At 60.4% G+C, this 16,704-nt stretch carries 11 protein-coding genes and 1 tRNA gene; 7 read left to right on the top strand and 5 right to left on the bottom strand.

Going from position 1 to position 16,704, the window contains the following annotated elements; translation table 11 throughout:
* Nucleotides 1–22: 22 nt before the first annotated feature.
* From hpnE to hpnC, 3 genes are read right to left on the bottom strand one after another with little or no spacing between them, the layout of a single operon-like run.
* The gene (hpnE, locus tag KO538_RS19710) at nucleotides 23–1,396 is read right to left on the bottom strand and encodes a hydroxysqualene dehydroxylase HpnE (RefSeq protein ID WP_219329388.1); all 1,374 of its coding nucleotides are present in this window, start codon (nucleotides 1,394–1,396) and stop codon (nucleotides 23–25) included.
* Nucleotides 1,389–2,222, bottom strand: a complete 834-nt coding sequence (gene hpnD, locus KO538_RS19705) for a presqualene diphosphate synthase HpnD (RefSeq protein WP_139092815.1) — start codon at nucleotides 2,220–2,222, stop codon at nucleotides 1,389–1,391. The genes hpnE and hpnD overlap by 8 nt, the downstream gene beginning before the upstream one ends.
* Before the next feature lie 46 nt (nucleotides 2,223–2,268).
* Nucleotides 2,269–3,150, bottom strand: a complete 882-nt coding sequence (gene hpnC / locus KO538_RS19700; RefSeq protein ID WP_219329387.1) for a squalene synthase HpnC — start codon at nucleotides 3,148–3,150, stop codon at nucleotides 2,269–2,271.
* 288 nt (nucleotides 3,151–3,438) lie between these two features.
* Here hpnC and KO538_RS19695 point away from each other — a divergent pair, with 288 nt between their 5' ends.
* The 3 genes from KO538_RS19695 to KO538_RS19685 all read left to right on the top strand — a co-directional run bounded on the left by KO538_RS19695 (nucleotide 3,439) and on the right by KO538_RS19685 (nucleotide 7,953).
* On the top strand, nucleotides 3,439–4,602 hold the full coding sequence (locus KO538_RS19695) for an efflux RND transporter periplasmic adaptor subunit (protein WP_080698541.1): 1,164 nt from the start codon (nucleotides 3,439–3,441) through the stop codon (nucleotides 4,600–4,602).
* The gene (locus tag KO538_RS19690) at nucleotides 4,599–7,697 is read left to right on the top strand and encodes an efflux RND transporter permease subunit (protein ID WP_219329386.1); all 3,099 of its coding nucleotides are present in this window, start codon (nucleotides 4,599–4,601) and stop codon (nucleotides 7,695–7,697) included. Before KO538_RS19695 ends, KO538_RS19690 begins: the two co-directional genes overlap by 4 nt.
* A 173-nt stretch (nucleotides 7,698–7,870) precedes the next feature.
* A tRNA-Leu gene (locus tag KO538_RS19685) sits at nucleotides 7,871–7,953 on the top strand.
* Nucleotides 7,954–8,012: 59 nt separating this feature from the next.
* Here the strand turns inward: KO538_RS19685 and KO538_RS19680 are convergent.
* Complete coding sequence (locus KO538_RS19680; protein ID WP_219329385.1) at nucleotides 8,013–9,572, bottom strand: hypothetical protein; 1,560 nt, start codon at nucleotides 9,570–9,572, stop codon at nucleotides 8,013–8,015.
* Nucleotides 9,535–9,717 (bottom strand): hypothetical protein, encoded by a 183-nt coding sequence (locus KO538_RS19675; protein ID WP_034751016.1) that lies wholly within the window; start codon nucleotides 9,715–9,717, stop codon nucleotides 9,535–9,537. The genes KO538_RS19680 and KO538_RS19675 overlap by 38 nt, the downstream gene beginning before the upstream one ends.
* Before the next feature lie 600 nt (nucleotides 9,718–10,317).
* Between KO538_RS19675 and tig the strand changes: the two genes are divergently transcribed.
* The 4 genes from tig (at nucleotide 10,318) to lon (ending at nucleotide 16,518) form a co-directional block, all read left to right on the top strand.
* Nucleotides 10,318–11,658: a trigger factor gene (gene tig / locus KO538_RS19670; protein WP_219329482.1), complete on the top strand. Its 1,341-nt coding sequence runs from the start codon at nucleotides 10,318–10,320 to the stop codon at nucleotides 11,656–11,658.
* An 85-nt stretch (nucleotides 11,659–11,743) separates the two neighbouring features.
* A complete protein-coding gene (gene clpP, locus KO538_RS19665) occupies nucleotides 11,744–12,361 on the top strand; it encodes an ATP-dependent Clp endopeptidase proteolytic subunit ClpP (RefSeq protein WP_374106865.1) in 618 nt (205 codons plus the stop codon).
* A 200-nt stretch (nucleotides 12,362–12,561) separates the two neighbouring features.
* Nucleotides 12,562–13,830, top strand: coding sequence for an ATP-dependent Clp protease ATP-binding subunit ClpX (clpX, locus tag KO538_RS19660; RefSeq protein ID WP_034751010.1), 1,269 nt, complete (start codon nucleotides 12,562–12,564; stop codon nucleotides 13,828–13,830).
* Nucleotides 13,831–14,106: 276 nt separating this feature from the next.
* Nucleotides 14,107–16,518, top strand: coding sequence for an endopeptidase La (gene lon, locus KO538_RS19655; RefSeq protein ID WP_034751007.1), 2,412 nt, complete (start codon nucleotides 14,107–14,109; stop codon nucleotides 16,516–16,518).
* The last annotated feature ends 186 nt before the right edge of the window (nucleotides 16,519–16,704 follow it).

The raw sequence follows: 16,704 nt of genomic DNA, 5'->3' as shown, positions 1-16,704 counted from the left end.
GACGCCAGGGCAGGATGCACCGTCAAGGCTGTTTTGCCGCCTTGCCCGTGGTGACGGCTTTGGCCGCCGCCACGCCGCTGCGTACGGCCGCCTCGATGGTGGCCGGATAATCTTGCGTCCGGTCATCATTGGCCGTGTAGTCGCCAGCCAGCAGCAAGCCCGGCACGCCGCTGGCGTTGCCGGGGCGGGCAAGCTCCGGCGTGCAGGCAAAGGTGGCGCGCTTTTCCGTGATCAGCTGGGTCCAGGCAGGTTGCGCCAGTTCCGGGCGTTGCAGCACCTGCGCCAGTTGCGCCGCGATCGCTTGCGCCAGCGGGCCATGGCCTTGCTCGGCGGCAGCGCTTGACGCGCTGACGACGACGGCCAGCAAGCCAGCCTGCTTGCTGTCGAGCTGGCCCCGGTCAAAGACGAACTGGCCCCAGTGCTGCTGCTCCGGCGTATCGACGAGGGCATAGAACGGCAAGTCCAGGCGCACCGAGGCGTCGTATTGCAGGTAGCAGGTGCTGATGGCTTCCGGCGTGAAAGCTTGCATGCGGCCAATAGCCTCGTCGAGGCGGGCGTCCTGCAAGCCCTGCAGCAGGCTGGCCGCCTGCACGGACGAGGTGGCGATGATGACGCCGTCGTAGGTGCCGGTCTCATCAAGCTGCCAGCAACCATCGGCCAGCGCCTGCAAGGCGTCGACCTTGGCGCCCGTGTGCACTGTGCCGCCATGCCGTTCCACATAGCGGGCGGCCGCGTCGGGCAACAGGGTACTCAAATCCGCTTTCGGGATCAGCATGTCGGATGCGCGGCGGCGCGATGCGCCCAGGCTGTCGCGCAGCACGTTGATGAAGACGCGGGCCGAGGCCCGCTCGGGCGGCGTGTTGAGTGCGGCCAGGCATAGCGGATGCCACATCAGCCGGTTCAAGCGCTCCGTCTGGTCGAAGCGCTGCAGCAGTTCGCTGACCGTGCAATCGTTGTATAGCTGCCAGCCCATCCAGCGCATGGCCGTGGAAAAACGCATCAGGGCCAGCTTGTCGGCACGCAATAAACCTTTGGCGCGCAGCAGGGCCCACGCCAGGTGCAGCGGCGCGGGCAGGCGCGGCGCGATGAAATCCATGCCGCCCGAGTCCGCCGGATAGCGCATCTGCAGGGGCAAGGTGAGGATCAGTTCGCCAGGGTCTTGCCCCGCGAGCTTGATCAGGCGCAAGGTTTCCGTGTACGCGCCCAGCAGGATGTGCTGGCCGTTGTCGAGTAGCGTATTTTCTCGCTCGACGCGGCGCGCGCGTCCGCCCAGGGTGCGCGCCGCCTCGAACACGGTCACCGAATGACCGGCGCGCGCCAGTTCCATGGCTGCCGCGCAGCCGGCCCAGCCGGCGCCGATGACGGCGTAGCGTTGCTTCACGGCCTTGTCAGCCACGAACCCAGGTTTTCCAGGCCAGCCACAGTTTGCGGATCGGCGTGAGCGAAATGCGCTGTTTCAGCACATGGTAGCCGTCGCGCTCGACTTCATTGAGCAGGGTACGATAGATGGCGGCCATGATCAGGCCCGGGCGCTGGGCGCGGCGGTCCTCGGCAGGCAAGAGCGCGAATGCCTCGTCGTAGGCCTTTTGCGCGCGCGCCACCTGGAAACGCATGAGGTTTTCAAAGTTTTCGCTGTGGCGCGCATTCAGCAGGTCGGCCGCCGTCACATTGAATTGCTGCAATTCGCTGATCGGCAAATAGATGCGCCCCTTGCGCGCATCTTCGCCCACGTCGCGGATGATGTTGGTCAGCTGGAAGGCATGACCGAGCTTTTCCGCGTACAGCAGGGTTTCCGGGCGGGTCGCACCGAAGATGCTGGCCGACAAGATACCGACCACGCTGGCCACATGCCAGCAATAGCGGCTCATGGCCTGGTAATCGAGGTAGCGGGTTTGGTTCAAGTCCATTTCCATGCCGTCGATGATGGCCTGCAAATGCTTTTCTTCCAGTTTATAGATGTCCAGGTGCGGCTGCAGCGCGCGCATCACGGGATGCGTGGGGTTGCCCTCGTACATGGCCTTGACTTCCTTGCGCCACCAGACCAGCTTGGTGCGTGCCACGGCTTCGTCCGTGCATTCGTCGACCGTATCATCGACTTCGCGGCAGAAGGCGTACAGGGCCGTGATGGCCTTGCGGCGCTCGGCCGGCAGGAACAGGAAACTGTAGTAGAAGCTGGAGCCGCTCTGGGCGGCCTTTTGTTGGCAGTATTCGTCGGGAGACATAGTCAAAAGAGCAAGGGTTGCAGATCGAAGCCGCTATTCTATCGTCTTACAGAGTGGGCGACGGGGGAAAAGCCGTTTTTACTTGTGTCTCTTGATGCAAGCTTTTGCGCGACATGCGCAGGGCGCGCCAGAAAATGATCAGCCAGTCGCGTTTCTCCAGCTTGGGACGGCGCCGGAACACGTCGTAATTGACGGCTTCGATGCACTCGAGAATGCGCAATCCCCCTTGCACCACCAGGCGCAGTTCCCAGCCGATGCGTCCGCGCAAACGCAGGGCCAGCGGCGCGCCGGACAGCATCAGCGCGCGCGCGCGGGTCACTTCGAAGCGCATCAGGGCGCTCCACTTGCCGTGCGCCTCGGGCCGCTCGAAGGCGGCGGCGGAGACGGCAAAGCGGCTCAAGTCTTCCATCGGCAGGTAGATGCGCTCTTTTTGCTGGTCGATGGCGACGTCTTGCAAGAAATTAATTAGTTGCAAAGCTGAACATATGGCATCGGAATCGCGTACATTCTGTTCATCGGCCGCACCGTACAGGTGCAGCATCAGCAGCCCCACGGGGTTGGCGGAGCGGGCGCAGTAATCGAGCACGTCGTCGTAGCTCGCGTAGCGCGTCGTTTCCACATCCTGCTTGAAGGCGGACAACAGATCGTAAAACGGCTTCAGCGGCAACTGGTGTTTGGCAATGACGGCGGCCAGGCGTTCGAACATGGCGGCGTTCTCGCCGGCATGGCCTTCCTGGCGGTCGATGCGGCCCAGCGCCTCTTCATAGGCGTGCAGGGCCGCGAGGCGTTCGGCCGGCGTGGCGTCGCCTTCATCGGCCAGGTCGTCGGCGCTGCGGGCGAAGGCATAGATAGCCTCGACGGCGGGCACCAGGCGGCGCGGCAGTAAAAATGATGCAACAGGAAAATTTTCGTAATGGTCTACAGGCATGAACACACTTCTCTAGTCTTGAGTTTGTCCGGCACCCCAAATGCTCGAGTGCGGCCGGACGTTGTACGTCTCAAGATTAATGACGCAAAAGTCACTAAAAACTTTTACGCACGATTATAATTAATAACCAGAAAGTCAGTAGGCGAAGAATACTCCCCGTCACGACCAAGCTGATATTGTCACAAATTTAAGGATATCGCGTGCGAAAAAGTTTGTCTTGGCCCAAAGGGCAGGCAAAAAGTTTCTCCGCATAAAAATATTGCAGCCCGCATAGTAAAGGAAAATACCTTGTTTGCCCTGAAAACCCTGCGCCGCGAGACCGGCGCATCCGCACTTCCCGCCCTGCGGCTGACTGCCGCCGCAGCCCTCGCGCTGACTCTGGCGGCCTGTTCCAAGCCTGCCGTCAAAGTGGAAGACGTGCGCCCCGTGCGCGCGATCGTGTTGTCTAGCAGTAATGTTGACGTCAGTGCCGAGCTGTCGGGCGAGGTCGTGCCCCGCGTCGTGTCGCAGCTGGGTTTCCGCGTGGGCGGCAAGATCGTCGCCCGCAAGGTCGACGTGGGCGCCAGCGTCAAGAAGGGGCAAGTGCTGATGCAGCTCGATCCCGTCGACTTGCAGCTGTCGCAGGCGCAGGCCAAGGCTTCGCTGGTCAGCGCGGAAACGAGCCGCGACTTGGCGCGCGCGGAATTGAAACGCTACCAGGATTTGCGCGAGAAAAATTTCGTCAGCCAGGCTGTGCTCGATGGCAAGGATGCCACCTACAAGGCGGCGCAGGCGAACGTGGAAGCGGCCCAGGCACTGTACCGTGGCCAGGCGAACCAGTCCGGCTATGCCAGCCTGCTGGCCGACGTCGATGGCGTTGTCACGCGCATCGAGGCCGAAGTGGGGCAGGTGGTGGCGCCCGGCGCGCCCGTCGTGCAAGTGGCCAGGAGCGGCGAGAAGGAAGTCGTGATCGGCATTCCGGAAGATAAGGTCGAGACTTTGCGTGGCGTCAAGGATGTGGTCGTGCGCCTGTGGGCCGACCCGAAACAGGCGCTGCCGGGCAAGATCCGCGAAGTGTCGCCCGTGGCCGATGCCGCCACGCGCACCTATATTGCCAAGGTCAGCATCCCGGACGCGCCGCAAGTGCGCCTGGGCATGACGGCCGTGGTGCAGTTCGCCTCGCAGACGGCCACGCCGCAGATCAAGGTGCCGTTGACGGCCCTGTTCAATGAAAAGTCGCAAAGTTCCGTGTGGGTGGTGGAAAACGGCGCCGTGAAGCTCGTGCCCGTGACGGTGGGCGGCGTGGCCGGTAATGAGTTGCTGCTGGCGTCGGGCGTGAAAGCGGGTCAGACGGTGGTCACGGCCGGCGTCAACCTGCTCAAGCCGGGCCAGAAAGTGACCATCCTCGGCGCCGACGTGGCCAGCAAGCCGGCTGCCGCCGCTGCTGCCGTCACCGTGGGTGCGGCCAAATGAAGGGCGGCTTCAATCTGTCGCGCTGGGCGCTCGAACACATCCCGCTGACGCGCTACCTGATGGCCGTGCTGCTCATTGGCGGCATGCTCAGCTATGCCAGCCTGGGCCAGGATGAAGATCCGCCGTTCACCTTCCGCGCCATGGTCTTGCAAGCGTATTGGCCCGGCGCCACGGCCTTGCAGATGGCCGAGCAGGTGACGGACAAGCTGGAAAAGAAACTGCAGGAAACGCCGTACATCGACGAGATCACCAGTTATTCGAAGCCGGGCGAAACCCTGATTTTGCTGGAATTGCGCGAATCGGCGCCGCCCAAGGAAACGGCGGCCGCCTGGTACCAGGTGCGCAAGAAGATCGGCGACATCCAGGGCACCTTGCCGGCCGGCGTCGTGGGCCCGTTCTTCAATGACGAGTTCGGCGACACGTACGGTTCCATCTTCGCCCTGTCCGGCGACGGTTTTACCTACGCGGAAATGAAGGATTACGCGGACAAGGTGCGCCAGGAACTGCTGGCCGTGGGGCAGGTATCGAAGGTGGAACTGTTCGGCGTGCAGGATGAAAAGATCAATATCATCTTCTCGCACAAGAAATTTGCCCAGCTGGGCATTCCTTTCGACGCCATCGTGCAGCAACTGTCCGCGCAAAACAGCATCAACGCCACGGGCGTGCTGGTGACGCCGACCGATAATCTGCAAGTGCGCGTGACGGGCGCCATGGTGACCGTCAAGGATCTGGAAAACCTGGAACTGCGCGCCAACGGCACCACCTTCCGCCTCGGTGACTTTGCCACGGTGAAACGAGAATTTGTCGATCCGCCGAAGGACAAGATGCGTTTCAACGGCAAGGAAGTGATCGGCCTGGGCGTATCGATGGAAAAGGGCGGCAACATCATCGACATGGGCAAGGCCTTGCAGGCCACCGTCACGCGCATGAAGAGTGAATTGCCGGTCGGCATAGAATTGCAGCGCGTGTCGAACCAGCCGGAAGCCGTGTCCGCTTCCGTGGGCGAATTCGTGCATACCCTGATCGAAGCCATTCTGATCGTGCTGGCCGTCAGCTTCGTTGCGCTGGGCTTGCACACGAAGCCGCTGCGCATCGACGTGCGGCCGGGCCTGGTGGTGGCGCTGACCATCCCGCTGGTGCTGGCCGTCACCTTCCTGTTCATGCGCCTGCTCGACATCGACTTGCACAAGATTTCGCTGGGCGCCCTGATCATCGCGCTGGGTTTGCTGGTCGACGACGCCATCATTGCCGTCGAGATGATGGTGCGCAAGATGGAAGAGGGCATGTCGCGTTTCGACGCGGCCACGTTCGCCTACACGTCGACGGCCATGCCCATGCTGACGGGCACCTTGATCACGGTGGCGGGCTTCTTGCCCATCGGCCTGGCCAAGTCGGCCGCCGGCGAATACACGTTCTCCTTGTTCTCCGTCAATGCGCTGGCACTGATCATTTCGTGGGTGGTGGCCGTGGTGTTTACGCCGTACATCGGCTACATCTTGCTGAAAGTCAAACCGCACGCGCATAACGACCATGAATTGTTCGATACGCCAAACTTCCGCCGCTTCCGCCGTGCCGTCACCTGGTGCGTGGAATGGCGCAAGACGACGATTGCCGCCACCCTGGCCATCTTTGCGCTCGGTATTTACGGCTTTAACTTTATCGAAAAGCAATTCTTCCCCGATTCCAGCCGTCCGGAACTGATGGTGGAACTGTGGTCGCCCGAAGGCACGACGTTTGCCGCGAATGAAAAGCAGGTCAAGAAATTCGAAGCCTTCGTCGGCAAGCTCGACGGCGTGGAAAGCGTGACCAGCTATGTGGGCACTGGCAGTCCCCGTTTCTATTTGCCGCTGGACCAGATCTTCCCGCAGACCAATGTGTCGCAAGTGGTGGTCTTGCCGAAGAGCCTGGCGGACCGTGAACGCTTGCGCCAGCAAATCGTCGACGTCTTCAAGAAGGACTTCCCGGAAGTGCGGGGCCGGGTCAAGCTGTTGCCGAATGGGCCGCCGGTGCCGTATCCCGTGCAATTTCGCGTCATGGGGCCGGAAGTGGCGGGTGTGCGGGCCATCGCCGACCAGGTCAAGGACATCATGCGCGCCAATCCGAACACCTTGGGCGTGAATGACAACTGGAATGAATCGGTGAAAGTGCTGCGCCTGGACCTGGACCAGGACAAGATGCGCGCGCTGGGCGTCACCTCGAAAACGGTGATGCAGGCGGCCAATACGATCCTGTCGGGCACCGTCATCGGCCAGTTCCGCGAGGACAACAAGCTGATCGACATCCAGGTGCGCCAGCCTCTGGAAGAGCGGGCGACGATTTCCGTGTTGAATGACACGAATATCCCGACGGCGACGGGCAAGTCCGTGCCCATTTCGCAGCTGGCCCGCGCGCATTTCGTGTGGGAGCCGGGTGTCGTCTGGCGCGACAAGCGCGCATGGGCCATCACCGTGCAGTCGGACGTGATCGATGGCATCCAGGGCGCGACCGTGTCGACGCAGCTGGCGCCGCAGCTGGACGCCTTGCGCGCCAAGTTGCCGTCCGGCTACCGCATCGTGGTGAAAGGCGTGGCGGCCGACAGCGGCGAGGCGGAAGCGTCGATCTCGGCGAACCTGCCGCTGGCCATCTTCATCATCTTCACCTTGCTGATGTTGCAGCTGCACAGTTTCTCGCGTTCCCTGCTGGTCTTCCTGACGGGGCCGCTGGGTGTGGCGGGCGCCGCGTTTGCCTTGCTGGCGCTGGGCCGGCCACTTGGTTTCGTGGCCAACCTGGGCATCATCGCGCTGTTCGGCATGATCATCCGCAACTCGGTGATCCTCGTCGACCAGATCGAGCAAGACATCAAGGACGGCTCCGCCCCGTGGGACGCCATCATCGATTCGGCCGTGCGCCGCTGCCGCCCCATCGTGCTGACGGCCGCCGCCGCGGCGCTGGCCATGATCCCGCTGTCGCGCTCCGTGTTCTGGGGGCCGATGGCCGTGGCCATCATGGGCGGCCTGATCCTGGCGACGGCCTTGACCTTGCTGTTCCTGCCGGCCCTGTATGCGGCCTGGTTCCGGGTCAAGAGGCCAGAGCCGGTGAGCGCAAAAGAAGGCTAGGCGCCAGCGCCAGGGTGCTGGCATAAAAAAGGCGGCATTCCTCTGGGAAATCCAGTAGAATGCCGCCTTTGCTTTACCGAGGGCTTGCTCGTTTAGTCTGCGGTAGCCAGATCGCTCCCGAGTTGTTAAAATCAGGAGCAGGCTGCAACAAGTAGCACAAAGTAGTACCAAATGCGGATGTGGTGGAATTGGTAGACACGCTGGTCTTAGAAGCCAGTGCTTCGGCTTGGGAGTTCGAGTCTCCCCATCCGCACCAATCCGGGTTGTTCCAGCCCGGATGTGCAGCGCCATCAAGATTTTCTCCAAAGTAGTCAATTAAGCGAGTGCGCCCAGCGCGCCCAGCTGCCGGCTCGACTGTTGCACCATCTGCGCAATCACTGCCTGCGCCTGCGGGTAGCCATTCCTTTCCATTAAATGATCATCTTCAGTCAGCGGCCACAGCGCCTGCAAGACGCGTTGCCGTGTCTGCGGCCAGTTGTGCTCGTGCGCCTGCGTTGAGGGCGGCAGTTCCTTGTCCAGCAGGTGCAGCGCCTCGCGCGTCATCGCCAGTTCTTGCCGCGCCTGCGCGGCCAGCGTGTCGCTGCGCGGTGGCGGCTGCTGCGCCAGATAAGTGTCGAGCTTGCGGCTCTGGCGCTCGTACAGGTCGAGCAGCAAATGCACGGTGGCGCCGCCTGGCCGCCGTTGCGTGTCGAGCGCGTCGAGCACATCGAGCAGCCAGTGCGTCATCTGCCGCCCGGCCAGTCCCAGTTCCGGCCAGGTGGTGCTTTGCAATTGTTCGCCCAGGTAGCGGGCGCGGTCGATGGCGCGCCGGCTGCCGCTCATGTGCTGGCCGATGGGCCCGTACTGGGGCGACAGTGCCGCCTCCTGTTGCTCGGCCAGCAGGCACAGCAAGGCGAGGTGGACATACACATGAAAGGCGGCCAGGGTGCGGTGGGCATCCCAATAGTGATTGCCCTCATCATCGGGCGCATTCCACAGCGAGCAGACCTTGGCGCCATCCTCGCGCGCATAGTCGGGCGCCAGCAGGCTGTGGCCGTGGCGGAAGTCGTACAGTTTCTGGTGCAGCGACTCGTGCAGCAAGTGCTCGGCCAGCCACCAGGGATTGCCGATCAGTTCCTGGTTCAGGAACACGCTGCCGTTGACGCGAAATTGCGAGCTGGACGCCTTGCCGCGCCACGTGCCCAGCTTGGGAAACAGGGCGACCAATTGCACGTGAGAAAGCGCGCTGGTCGTGAGGCGGGGCAGCAAGGTTTCCAGCAAGCCTAGCCCGCGGCGCAGCAGGGTCCGTTCCTGCGGCGTGGGCGTGGCCAGTGGCGCGCCGTAGTTATCGTCCATCACTGCAAGAAAGGCGCGCGCATACGGCGTACCTTCCTGCCAGGCATGCCATAGGTAAGTGCCGTTATCCTGCGGCGGGTGCTCGCCGTAAAGACGCGCCATGTCGGGCAGGTGCGTCGTCAGCGGGCCGCCGGGCAGGCCCGCATCCAGGTGTGCGCTGGCCGCCTGAAACAATGCCGCGCATTGCGGCAGGGGCAAGCCGTACTCGTCGCCGAGGTGCAACTGGCGCATGGCGTGCTGGACGGCGCAGCGCAGCACCGTGTCGCCCAGCAGCTGGCGCTGGCGCGCCGGTGGCGCCCCCTCAAGCAGGCTGGCCAGCCGCGCGGCCTCGGGCAGGGTGCCGCCCAGTTTGTGCAGGCGCCGCCGGTAGGTGATGGCCAGCTGGTCGCGGATATAGTCGCTGTCGCCAAACGCGCGGTGGGTCGCCAGCGCCGTTTCCACGGCGGCCAGCACGTCCGCATCCGGTGGCGCGGCGCGCACGGTAAGCGCAGCCACTGTCGGATCAGGCGACGGTGGGGTGGTCGTGGTCGTGGTGGCCATCGCCGCGCATGCGCAATTCCATTTCATCGACTTCCGTCTGGATTTTTTGCAGGTCGTCATCGGATACGCCGTCGAGCAGGCGGCTGAGGACCATTTGCAGCTTGGCTTTGGCGTTGCTGGAACTGCCGGATGTGCTATCGCTCATGATGTTTTCTCCATTAAATTCACTTGGAGAGGGCGCGCGCGGCTTAGGTTTGCCTGAAAAATGGCCAAATTGAGGTAAATCAAAGGTTTTTTGCCCGAAATCTTCGCTGTGAGCGCATTTCTTTGTTTCGGACGGGGCGCCAGTTCGCATATACTAATGAACGAAGCAGGCTGGAAAGCCTGTCTCTGGCGAAATAAAGAATGCCGGGGCAAGAGTAAAGACAGGGCACCCCCAGGCTGTGGCGACTCGTTCGCCGCCGCTGGTATCCTCTGTGGCCGGGCTGCAAAGCCAGCCACTTTCCCGAAGTCCTTTGTTATAATGCCACGCTTTACCGAATGATGGCCGGCCCTGCATATACTTAGACGCATGGCTGGACGCTCGGAGCCCTGTCGCAGTACTGGAAGCGGCGGATTGTTTGGTGCCTGGTGCGGGTTTTCCCTCAGCCGGGTAGACCAGGTCCATCGTCCTGTTTTCAGTACTTTTACAGATGAATATGCGAGCGAGTGAAGCTGGGCCCATGTCTTGCCGCCAGTGATGGCGCAAGGGGTCGGGTCTTCTTTTCTCGCACCAACAGTGTTTATTTTTTGGACGATTTTTTACATGGCAACTGCAGTCGAAACCTTGGGCAAACTCGAACGTCGTATCACGATCTCCTTCCCGCTGACGGACGTCCGCACGGAAGTTGAGAAGCGCCTGAAAGTGCAAGCCCGTACGGCTAAGGCACCGGGCTTCCGTCCGGGCAAAGTGCCGTTGAAAATGGTCGCAGCACAATACGGCTACCAAATTGAATCGGAAGTGCTGAATGACAAAGTCGGCCGCGCGTTCAACGACGCCGCCAACGAAAACAATCTGCGCGTGGCCGGTTTCCCGAACATCGTGCCGAAAGAAGAAGCAGCCGAAGGCCAGCTGGCTTTCGACGCAACGTTCGAAGTGTATCCGGAAGTCACCATCGGCGACCTGACGGCCGTTGAAATCGAAACCGTGCAAGCCGACGTGTCGGAAGCCGAAATCGACAAGACCATCGACATCCTGCGCAAGCAGCGCGTGCACTTCCACACCAAGGGCGAAGCTGGCGAACACGGCGACGGCGGCGAAGCTGTCGCTGCCAACGGCGACCGCGTGACCGTCGACTTCGTTGGCTCGATCGACGGCGTTGAATTCCCAGGCGGCAAAGCTGAAGGCTACGCTTTCGTGCTGGGCGAAGGCCGCATGCTGCCAGAATTCGAAGCAGCGACCCTGGGCCTGAAAGTTGGCGAAGCCAAGACGTTCCCATTGTCGTTCCCAGAGGACTACCATGGTAAAGACGTTGCCGGCAAAACCGCATCGTTCACCATCACCCTGCAAAAGCTGGAATGGGCGCACCTGCCGGAAGTCGATGCCGAATTCGCCAAGTCCCTGGGCGTTGCCGATGGCGACCTGGCCAAAATGCGCGAAGACATCAAAGTCAACCTGCAACGCGAAGTCGCTGGCCGCGTGAAAGCACGCAACAAGGAAGCCGTCATGGACGCGCTGATCAAAGTTGCTGAGCTGGAAGTGCCAAAAACGCTGATCGCTCAGGATTCCGAGCGCCTGGCCGAAATGACCCGTCAAGACATGGCGCAGCGCGGCATGAACGTCAAGGACGTGCCTTTCCCAGCAGAACTGTTCGCAGAAAAAGCCGAGCGTCGCGTACGCCTGGGCCTGATCCTGTCGCAACTGGTGGGCGACAACAACCTGCAGGCAACGCCTGAGCAAGTCAAAGCGCAAATCGAAGATTTCGCCCAAAGCTACGAAGATCCACGCGAAGTGCTGAAGTACTACTACAGCGACCGTCGTCGTCTGGGTGAGATCGAAGCCCTTGTATTGGAAGAAAACGTCGTCACTTACGTGTTGGGCCTGTCGAAAGTCACGACGAAAGCAGTTGCTTTCGACGAACTGATGGGAAGCAACGCACAAGCGTAAACCAGTTGGTATTGGGATGCCGGCTCTTGCCGAAAGGCGAGGGCGGTATCCCCTAACTGCTTCACAAGGAAATGAAATGACAGGTATGAACCGTAATCCGGCGCTGGACACAGAGATGCTCGGCCTGGTGCCGATGGTGGTGGAACAAAGCGGTCGCGGCGAGCGCTCGTATGATATTTACTCGCGCCTGCTGAAGGAACGCTTGATTTTCATGGTCGGCCCGGTCAATGACCAGATGGCCAACCTGGTTGTCGCCCAGCTGCTGTTCCTGGAAAGCGAAAATCCGGAAAAGGAAATCTCGCTCTACATCAACTCGCCAGGTGGTTCGGTCTCGGCCGGTATGGCCATCTACGACACCATGCAGTTCATCAAGCCGGACGTCTCGACCCTGTGCACGGGCATGGCTGCTTCGATGGGCGCTTTCCTGCTGGCCGCTGGCGCCAAGGGCAAGCGTTTCTCGCTGCCGAACTCGCGCATCATGATTCACCAGCCGTCCGGTGGTTCGCAAGGCATGGCGTCCGATATCGAGATCCAGGCGAAGGAAATCCTTTACCTGCGCACCCGCTTGAACGGCATCATGGCCGAGCGCACGGGCCAGTCGATCGAACAGATCGCCAAGGACACCGACCGCGACCGTTTCATGTCCGCCGACGAGGCCGTTGAGTATGGTTTGATCGACAAAGTGTTGACCAGCCGCGCTTGATGAGCCCCTACCGGTATTGCTAAGTACGTAAGTAAACGCCCGGGCGATCAAACGTTCGGGCGTTTCGCTTTTATTTCGGGTAGCATGGAGCTTGTGCACGTTGTTGACTTGCGCCATGGGTAGCCGCCTTTGCGGGCGGCAACCATCATCCGGCTTGCGATTTTGCAATATTGTTAATGCAGTTCCAACCAAAATGCCTTATGTCAGACAAAAAATCCTCTAGCGGCGAAAAATTACTGTATTGCTCGTTCTGCGGCAAAAGCCAGCACGAGGTGAAGAAACTCATCGCCGGCCCGTCCGTATTTATTTGCGACGAGTGCATCGACCTGTGCAACGACATCATCCGTGATGAAACGTCGAGCATCGAGACGGTGACCGGTACCAAATCCGACCTGCCGACGCCGCAAGAAATTGCCGCCTTGCTTGATCAGTACGTGATCGGCCAGCAGACTGCCAAGCGCATCCTGTCGGTGGCGGTGTACAACCATTACAAGCGCCTCAAGCACCTGGGCAAGAAAGACGACATCGAACTGGCCAAGAGCAACATCTTGCTGGTCGGTCCTACCGGCTCGGGCAAGACCCTGCTGGCACAGACCCTGGCGCGCATGCTTAATGTGCCGTTCGTGATCGCCGATGCCACCACCCTGACCGAAGCCGGTTATGTGGGCGAGGACGTGGAAAACATCATCCAGAAGCTGCTGCAAAGCTGCAACTATGACGTCGAGAAAGCCCAGCGCGGCATCGTCTACATCGATGAGATCGACAAGATTTCGCGCAAGTCCGACAATCCGTCCATCACGCGCGACGTGTCGGGCGAGGGCGTGCAGCAGGCGCTGTTGAAATTGATCGAAGGCACGATGGCTTCCGTGCCGCCACAAGGCGGCCGCAAGCACCCGAACCAGGATTTCGTGCAGATCGACACGACCAACATCATGTTCATCTGCGGCGGCGCCTTTGACGGCCTGTCGAAAGTGATCGCCAACCGCTCCGAAAAGAGCGGCATCGGCTTCTCGGCCACGGTGCGCAGCAAGTCGCAAAGCTCGGCCAGCGAACTGATGCTGCAAGCGGAGCCGGAAGACCTGGTCAAGTTCGGCCTGATCCCGGAACTGGTCGGCCGTCTGCCCGTCATTGCCACCTTGGCGGAATTGACGGAAGAGGCGCTGATCCAGATCCTCGTCGAGCCGAAGAATGCGCTGATCAAGCAGTATTCGAAGCTGCTCGACATGGAAGGCGCGGAACTGGAGATTCGTCCGGCCGCCCTGCATGCGATCGCCAAGAAAGCATTGGCGCGCAAGACCGGTGCCCGTGGCCTGCGTTCCATTCTGGAACATGCTTTGCTGGACGTCATGTACGAACTGCCGAGCGAACAAAATGTGGTGAAGGTCGTCATCGACGAAAATACCATCACCAGTGGCGCCAAACCTTTGTTGATTTATCAAGAGACTGCCAAGGCCTCCGGAGAAAATTGATTACTGCTGAGACAAATGCATAAAAAGGGTTTTGATTCCTTAATGCATGGCAGTACAATTTAAATCAATGAGTGCAGGCTTCAATCGGAAAGCCACTCGCGGCGCTTAGCTGCGCGTGGCTTTTTTACTGTGAAAACTGCATTTATTACCGTCATGCGGGTGTGTTTTGCGAAATAGACAGAAAAATGTTTGTTTCACAGAATTATTTATTCTCGCCGGTCTTGTGTTTTGGCAGCGAGCGCCAACATCGTAAACACGCTTTCTATAAGGTACGCCATGACAACTTCCAAATTAACTGAGCAAACTCAACTGCCGTTATTGCCGTTGCGGGATGTCGTCGTTTTCCCGCATATGGTGATACCGCTGTTCGTTGGCCGTCCAAAGTCGATCAAGGCGCTGGAAGCTGCGATGGAGCAGGGCAAGAGCATCATGCTTGCCGCTCAAAAAGCAGCCGCGAAGGACGAGCCGTCTCCTTCGGATATCTATGAAATTGGCTGCGTCGCCAATATTCTGCAAATGCTGAAGCTGCCCGATGGCACCGTCAAGGTGCTGGTCGAAGGCGCGCAGCGTGCCCGTATCAACCATATCAGCGATGCGCCGACGCACTTCATCGCCGACCTGACGCCGCTCGAGTCCGAGCCGGGCGACGAGTCGGAAGTCGAAGCCATGCGCCGCGCGATCGTGCAGCAGTTCGACCAGTACGTCAAACTGAACAAAAAGATCCCGCCGGAAATCCTGGCATCGTTGTCGGGCATCGACGATGCCGGCCGCCTGGCCGACACGGTGGCCGCGCATTTGCCGCTGAAACTTGAGCAAAAACAAGTCATCCTGGAAATTTTCAGCGTGGCCAAGCGCCTTGAGCACCTGCTGGGCCAGCTCGAAGGCGAGCTCGACATTCTGCAGGTGGAAAAGCGCATCCGCGGCCGCGTGAAGCGCCAGATGGAAAAATCGCAGCGCGAGTACTACCTGAACGAGCAAGTCAAGGCGATCCAGAAAGAACTGGGCGAGGGCGAAGATGGCGCCGACCTCGACGAGCTGGAGAAAAAAGTCGCTTCGGCAAAAATGCCGAAGGAAGCGCTCGACAAGGCCACCAACGAGCTGAAAAAACTCAAGCTGATGTCGCCGATGTCGGCCGAAGCCACCGTCGTGCGCAACTACATCGACACCCTCGTCAATTTGCCTTGGAAAAAGAAATCCAAGGTCAATAACGATCTGTCGAATGCGGAAAAAGTGCTCGAAGGCGACCACTACGGCCTCGACAAGGTCAAGGAACGCATCCTGGAATACCTCGCGGTGCAACAGCGCGTCGACAAGCTCAAAGCCCCGATCCTGTGCTTCGTCGGTCCTCCTGGCGTCGGTAAAACCTCGCTGGGCCAGTCCATCGCCCGCGCGACGAACCGCAAGTTCGTGCGCATGGCCCTGGGCGGCGTGCGCGACGAAGCCGAGATCCGCGGCCACCGCCGCACCTACATCGGCTCGATGCCGGGCAAGATCCTGCAATCGCTGTCGAAAGTCGGCGTGCGCAATCCTTTGTTCCTGCTCGATGAAGTCGACAAGATGGGTGCCGATTTCCGTGGCGATCCATCGTCGGCCCTGCTGGAAGTGCTCGATCCGGAACAGAACCACACGTTCTCCGACCATTACATCGAAGTCGATTTCGACTTGTCCGACGTGATGTTCGTGGCCACGTCGAACTCGTACAATATTCCGCCAGCCTTGCTTGACCGCATGGAAGTGATCCGTCTGTCCGGTTACACGGAAGACGAAAAGACCAGCATCGCGCAACGTTATCTGCTGCCGAAGCAGATCAAGAACAATGGCTTGAAGGAAGAGGAAATCTCGGTGGCCGAGTCGGCCTTGCGCGACATCATCCGCTACTACACGCGGGAAGCCGGTGTGCGTTCGCTCGAGCGTGAAGTGTCGAAGATCTGCCGCAAGGTGGTCAAGATGCTGCTGCTGAAGAAATCCGACAAGAAAGTCATCGTCAACTCGAAGAATCTGGACAAGTTCCTCGGTGTGCGCCGCTATGATTTCGGTGTCGCAGAGAAAGAAAACCAGGTGGGCCAGGTGGTCGGTCTCGCATGGACGGAAGTGGGCGGCGATCTGCTGACCATCGAAGCCGTGTCGATGCCGGGCAAGGGCGGCATCATCCGCACGGGTACCCTGGGCGACGTCATGAAGGAGTCGATCGAGGCAGCCCGCACGGTGGTGCGCAGCCGGGCACAGCGCCTGGGCATCAAGGCGGACGTGTTCGAGAAGAGCGACATCCACATCCACGTGCCGGAAGGCGCGACACCGAAGGATGGTCCTTCGGCTGGCGCGGCCATGACGGTGGCGATGGTGTCGGTCTTCACGGGCATCCCCGTGCGCGCCGACGTGGCGATGACGGGCGAGATCACCTTGCGCGGCGAAGTATTGCCGATTGGCGGCCTGAAAGAAAAACTGCTGGCGGCTCATCGCGGCGGCATCAAGACGGTCCTGATTCCCGAGCAGAACGTGAAAGACCTGGCCGACATTCCGGACAACGTCAAGAACAAGCTCGAGATCGTCCCGGTGCGCTGGATCGACAAAGTGCTGGAAATCGCCCTCGAACGCATGCCTGAAGCGTTGGCGGACGTCGCTGCGGTGGAGGCTGTCACGGCCGCCGCGGCCAAGCCTGACGCGGCCGGCGAGGTAGTAAAACACTAACGTTTTACCCCTGTTTTCCCCAAACAAGCGCTTTTAGAGCGCTTGTTTTATATTGAAACGTGAATTGCGCCCCCAAAGCGCTTGACACATATACAGTGTGGCTTGTTTAATACGCCTGCACATTTTTTTCGCCGGACAGCTGTGGTGCCAAAAGTGCCGCAACGATACGGTAAACGTTTTATACCT

The organism is Janthinobacterium sp. NKUCC08_JDC (genome assembly GCF_019345575.1).
In the GTDB taxonomy this organism is placed as follows: domain Bacteria; phylum Pseudomonadota; class Gammaproteobacteria; order Burkholderiales; family Burkholderiaceae_D; genus Janthinobacterium; species Janthinobacterium aestuarii.
The sequence above is the reverse complement of the archived record's forward strand: the minus strand, read 5'-3'. Positions and strand labels throughout refer to the sequence as shown.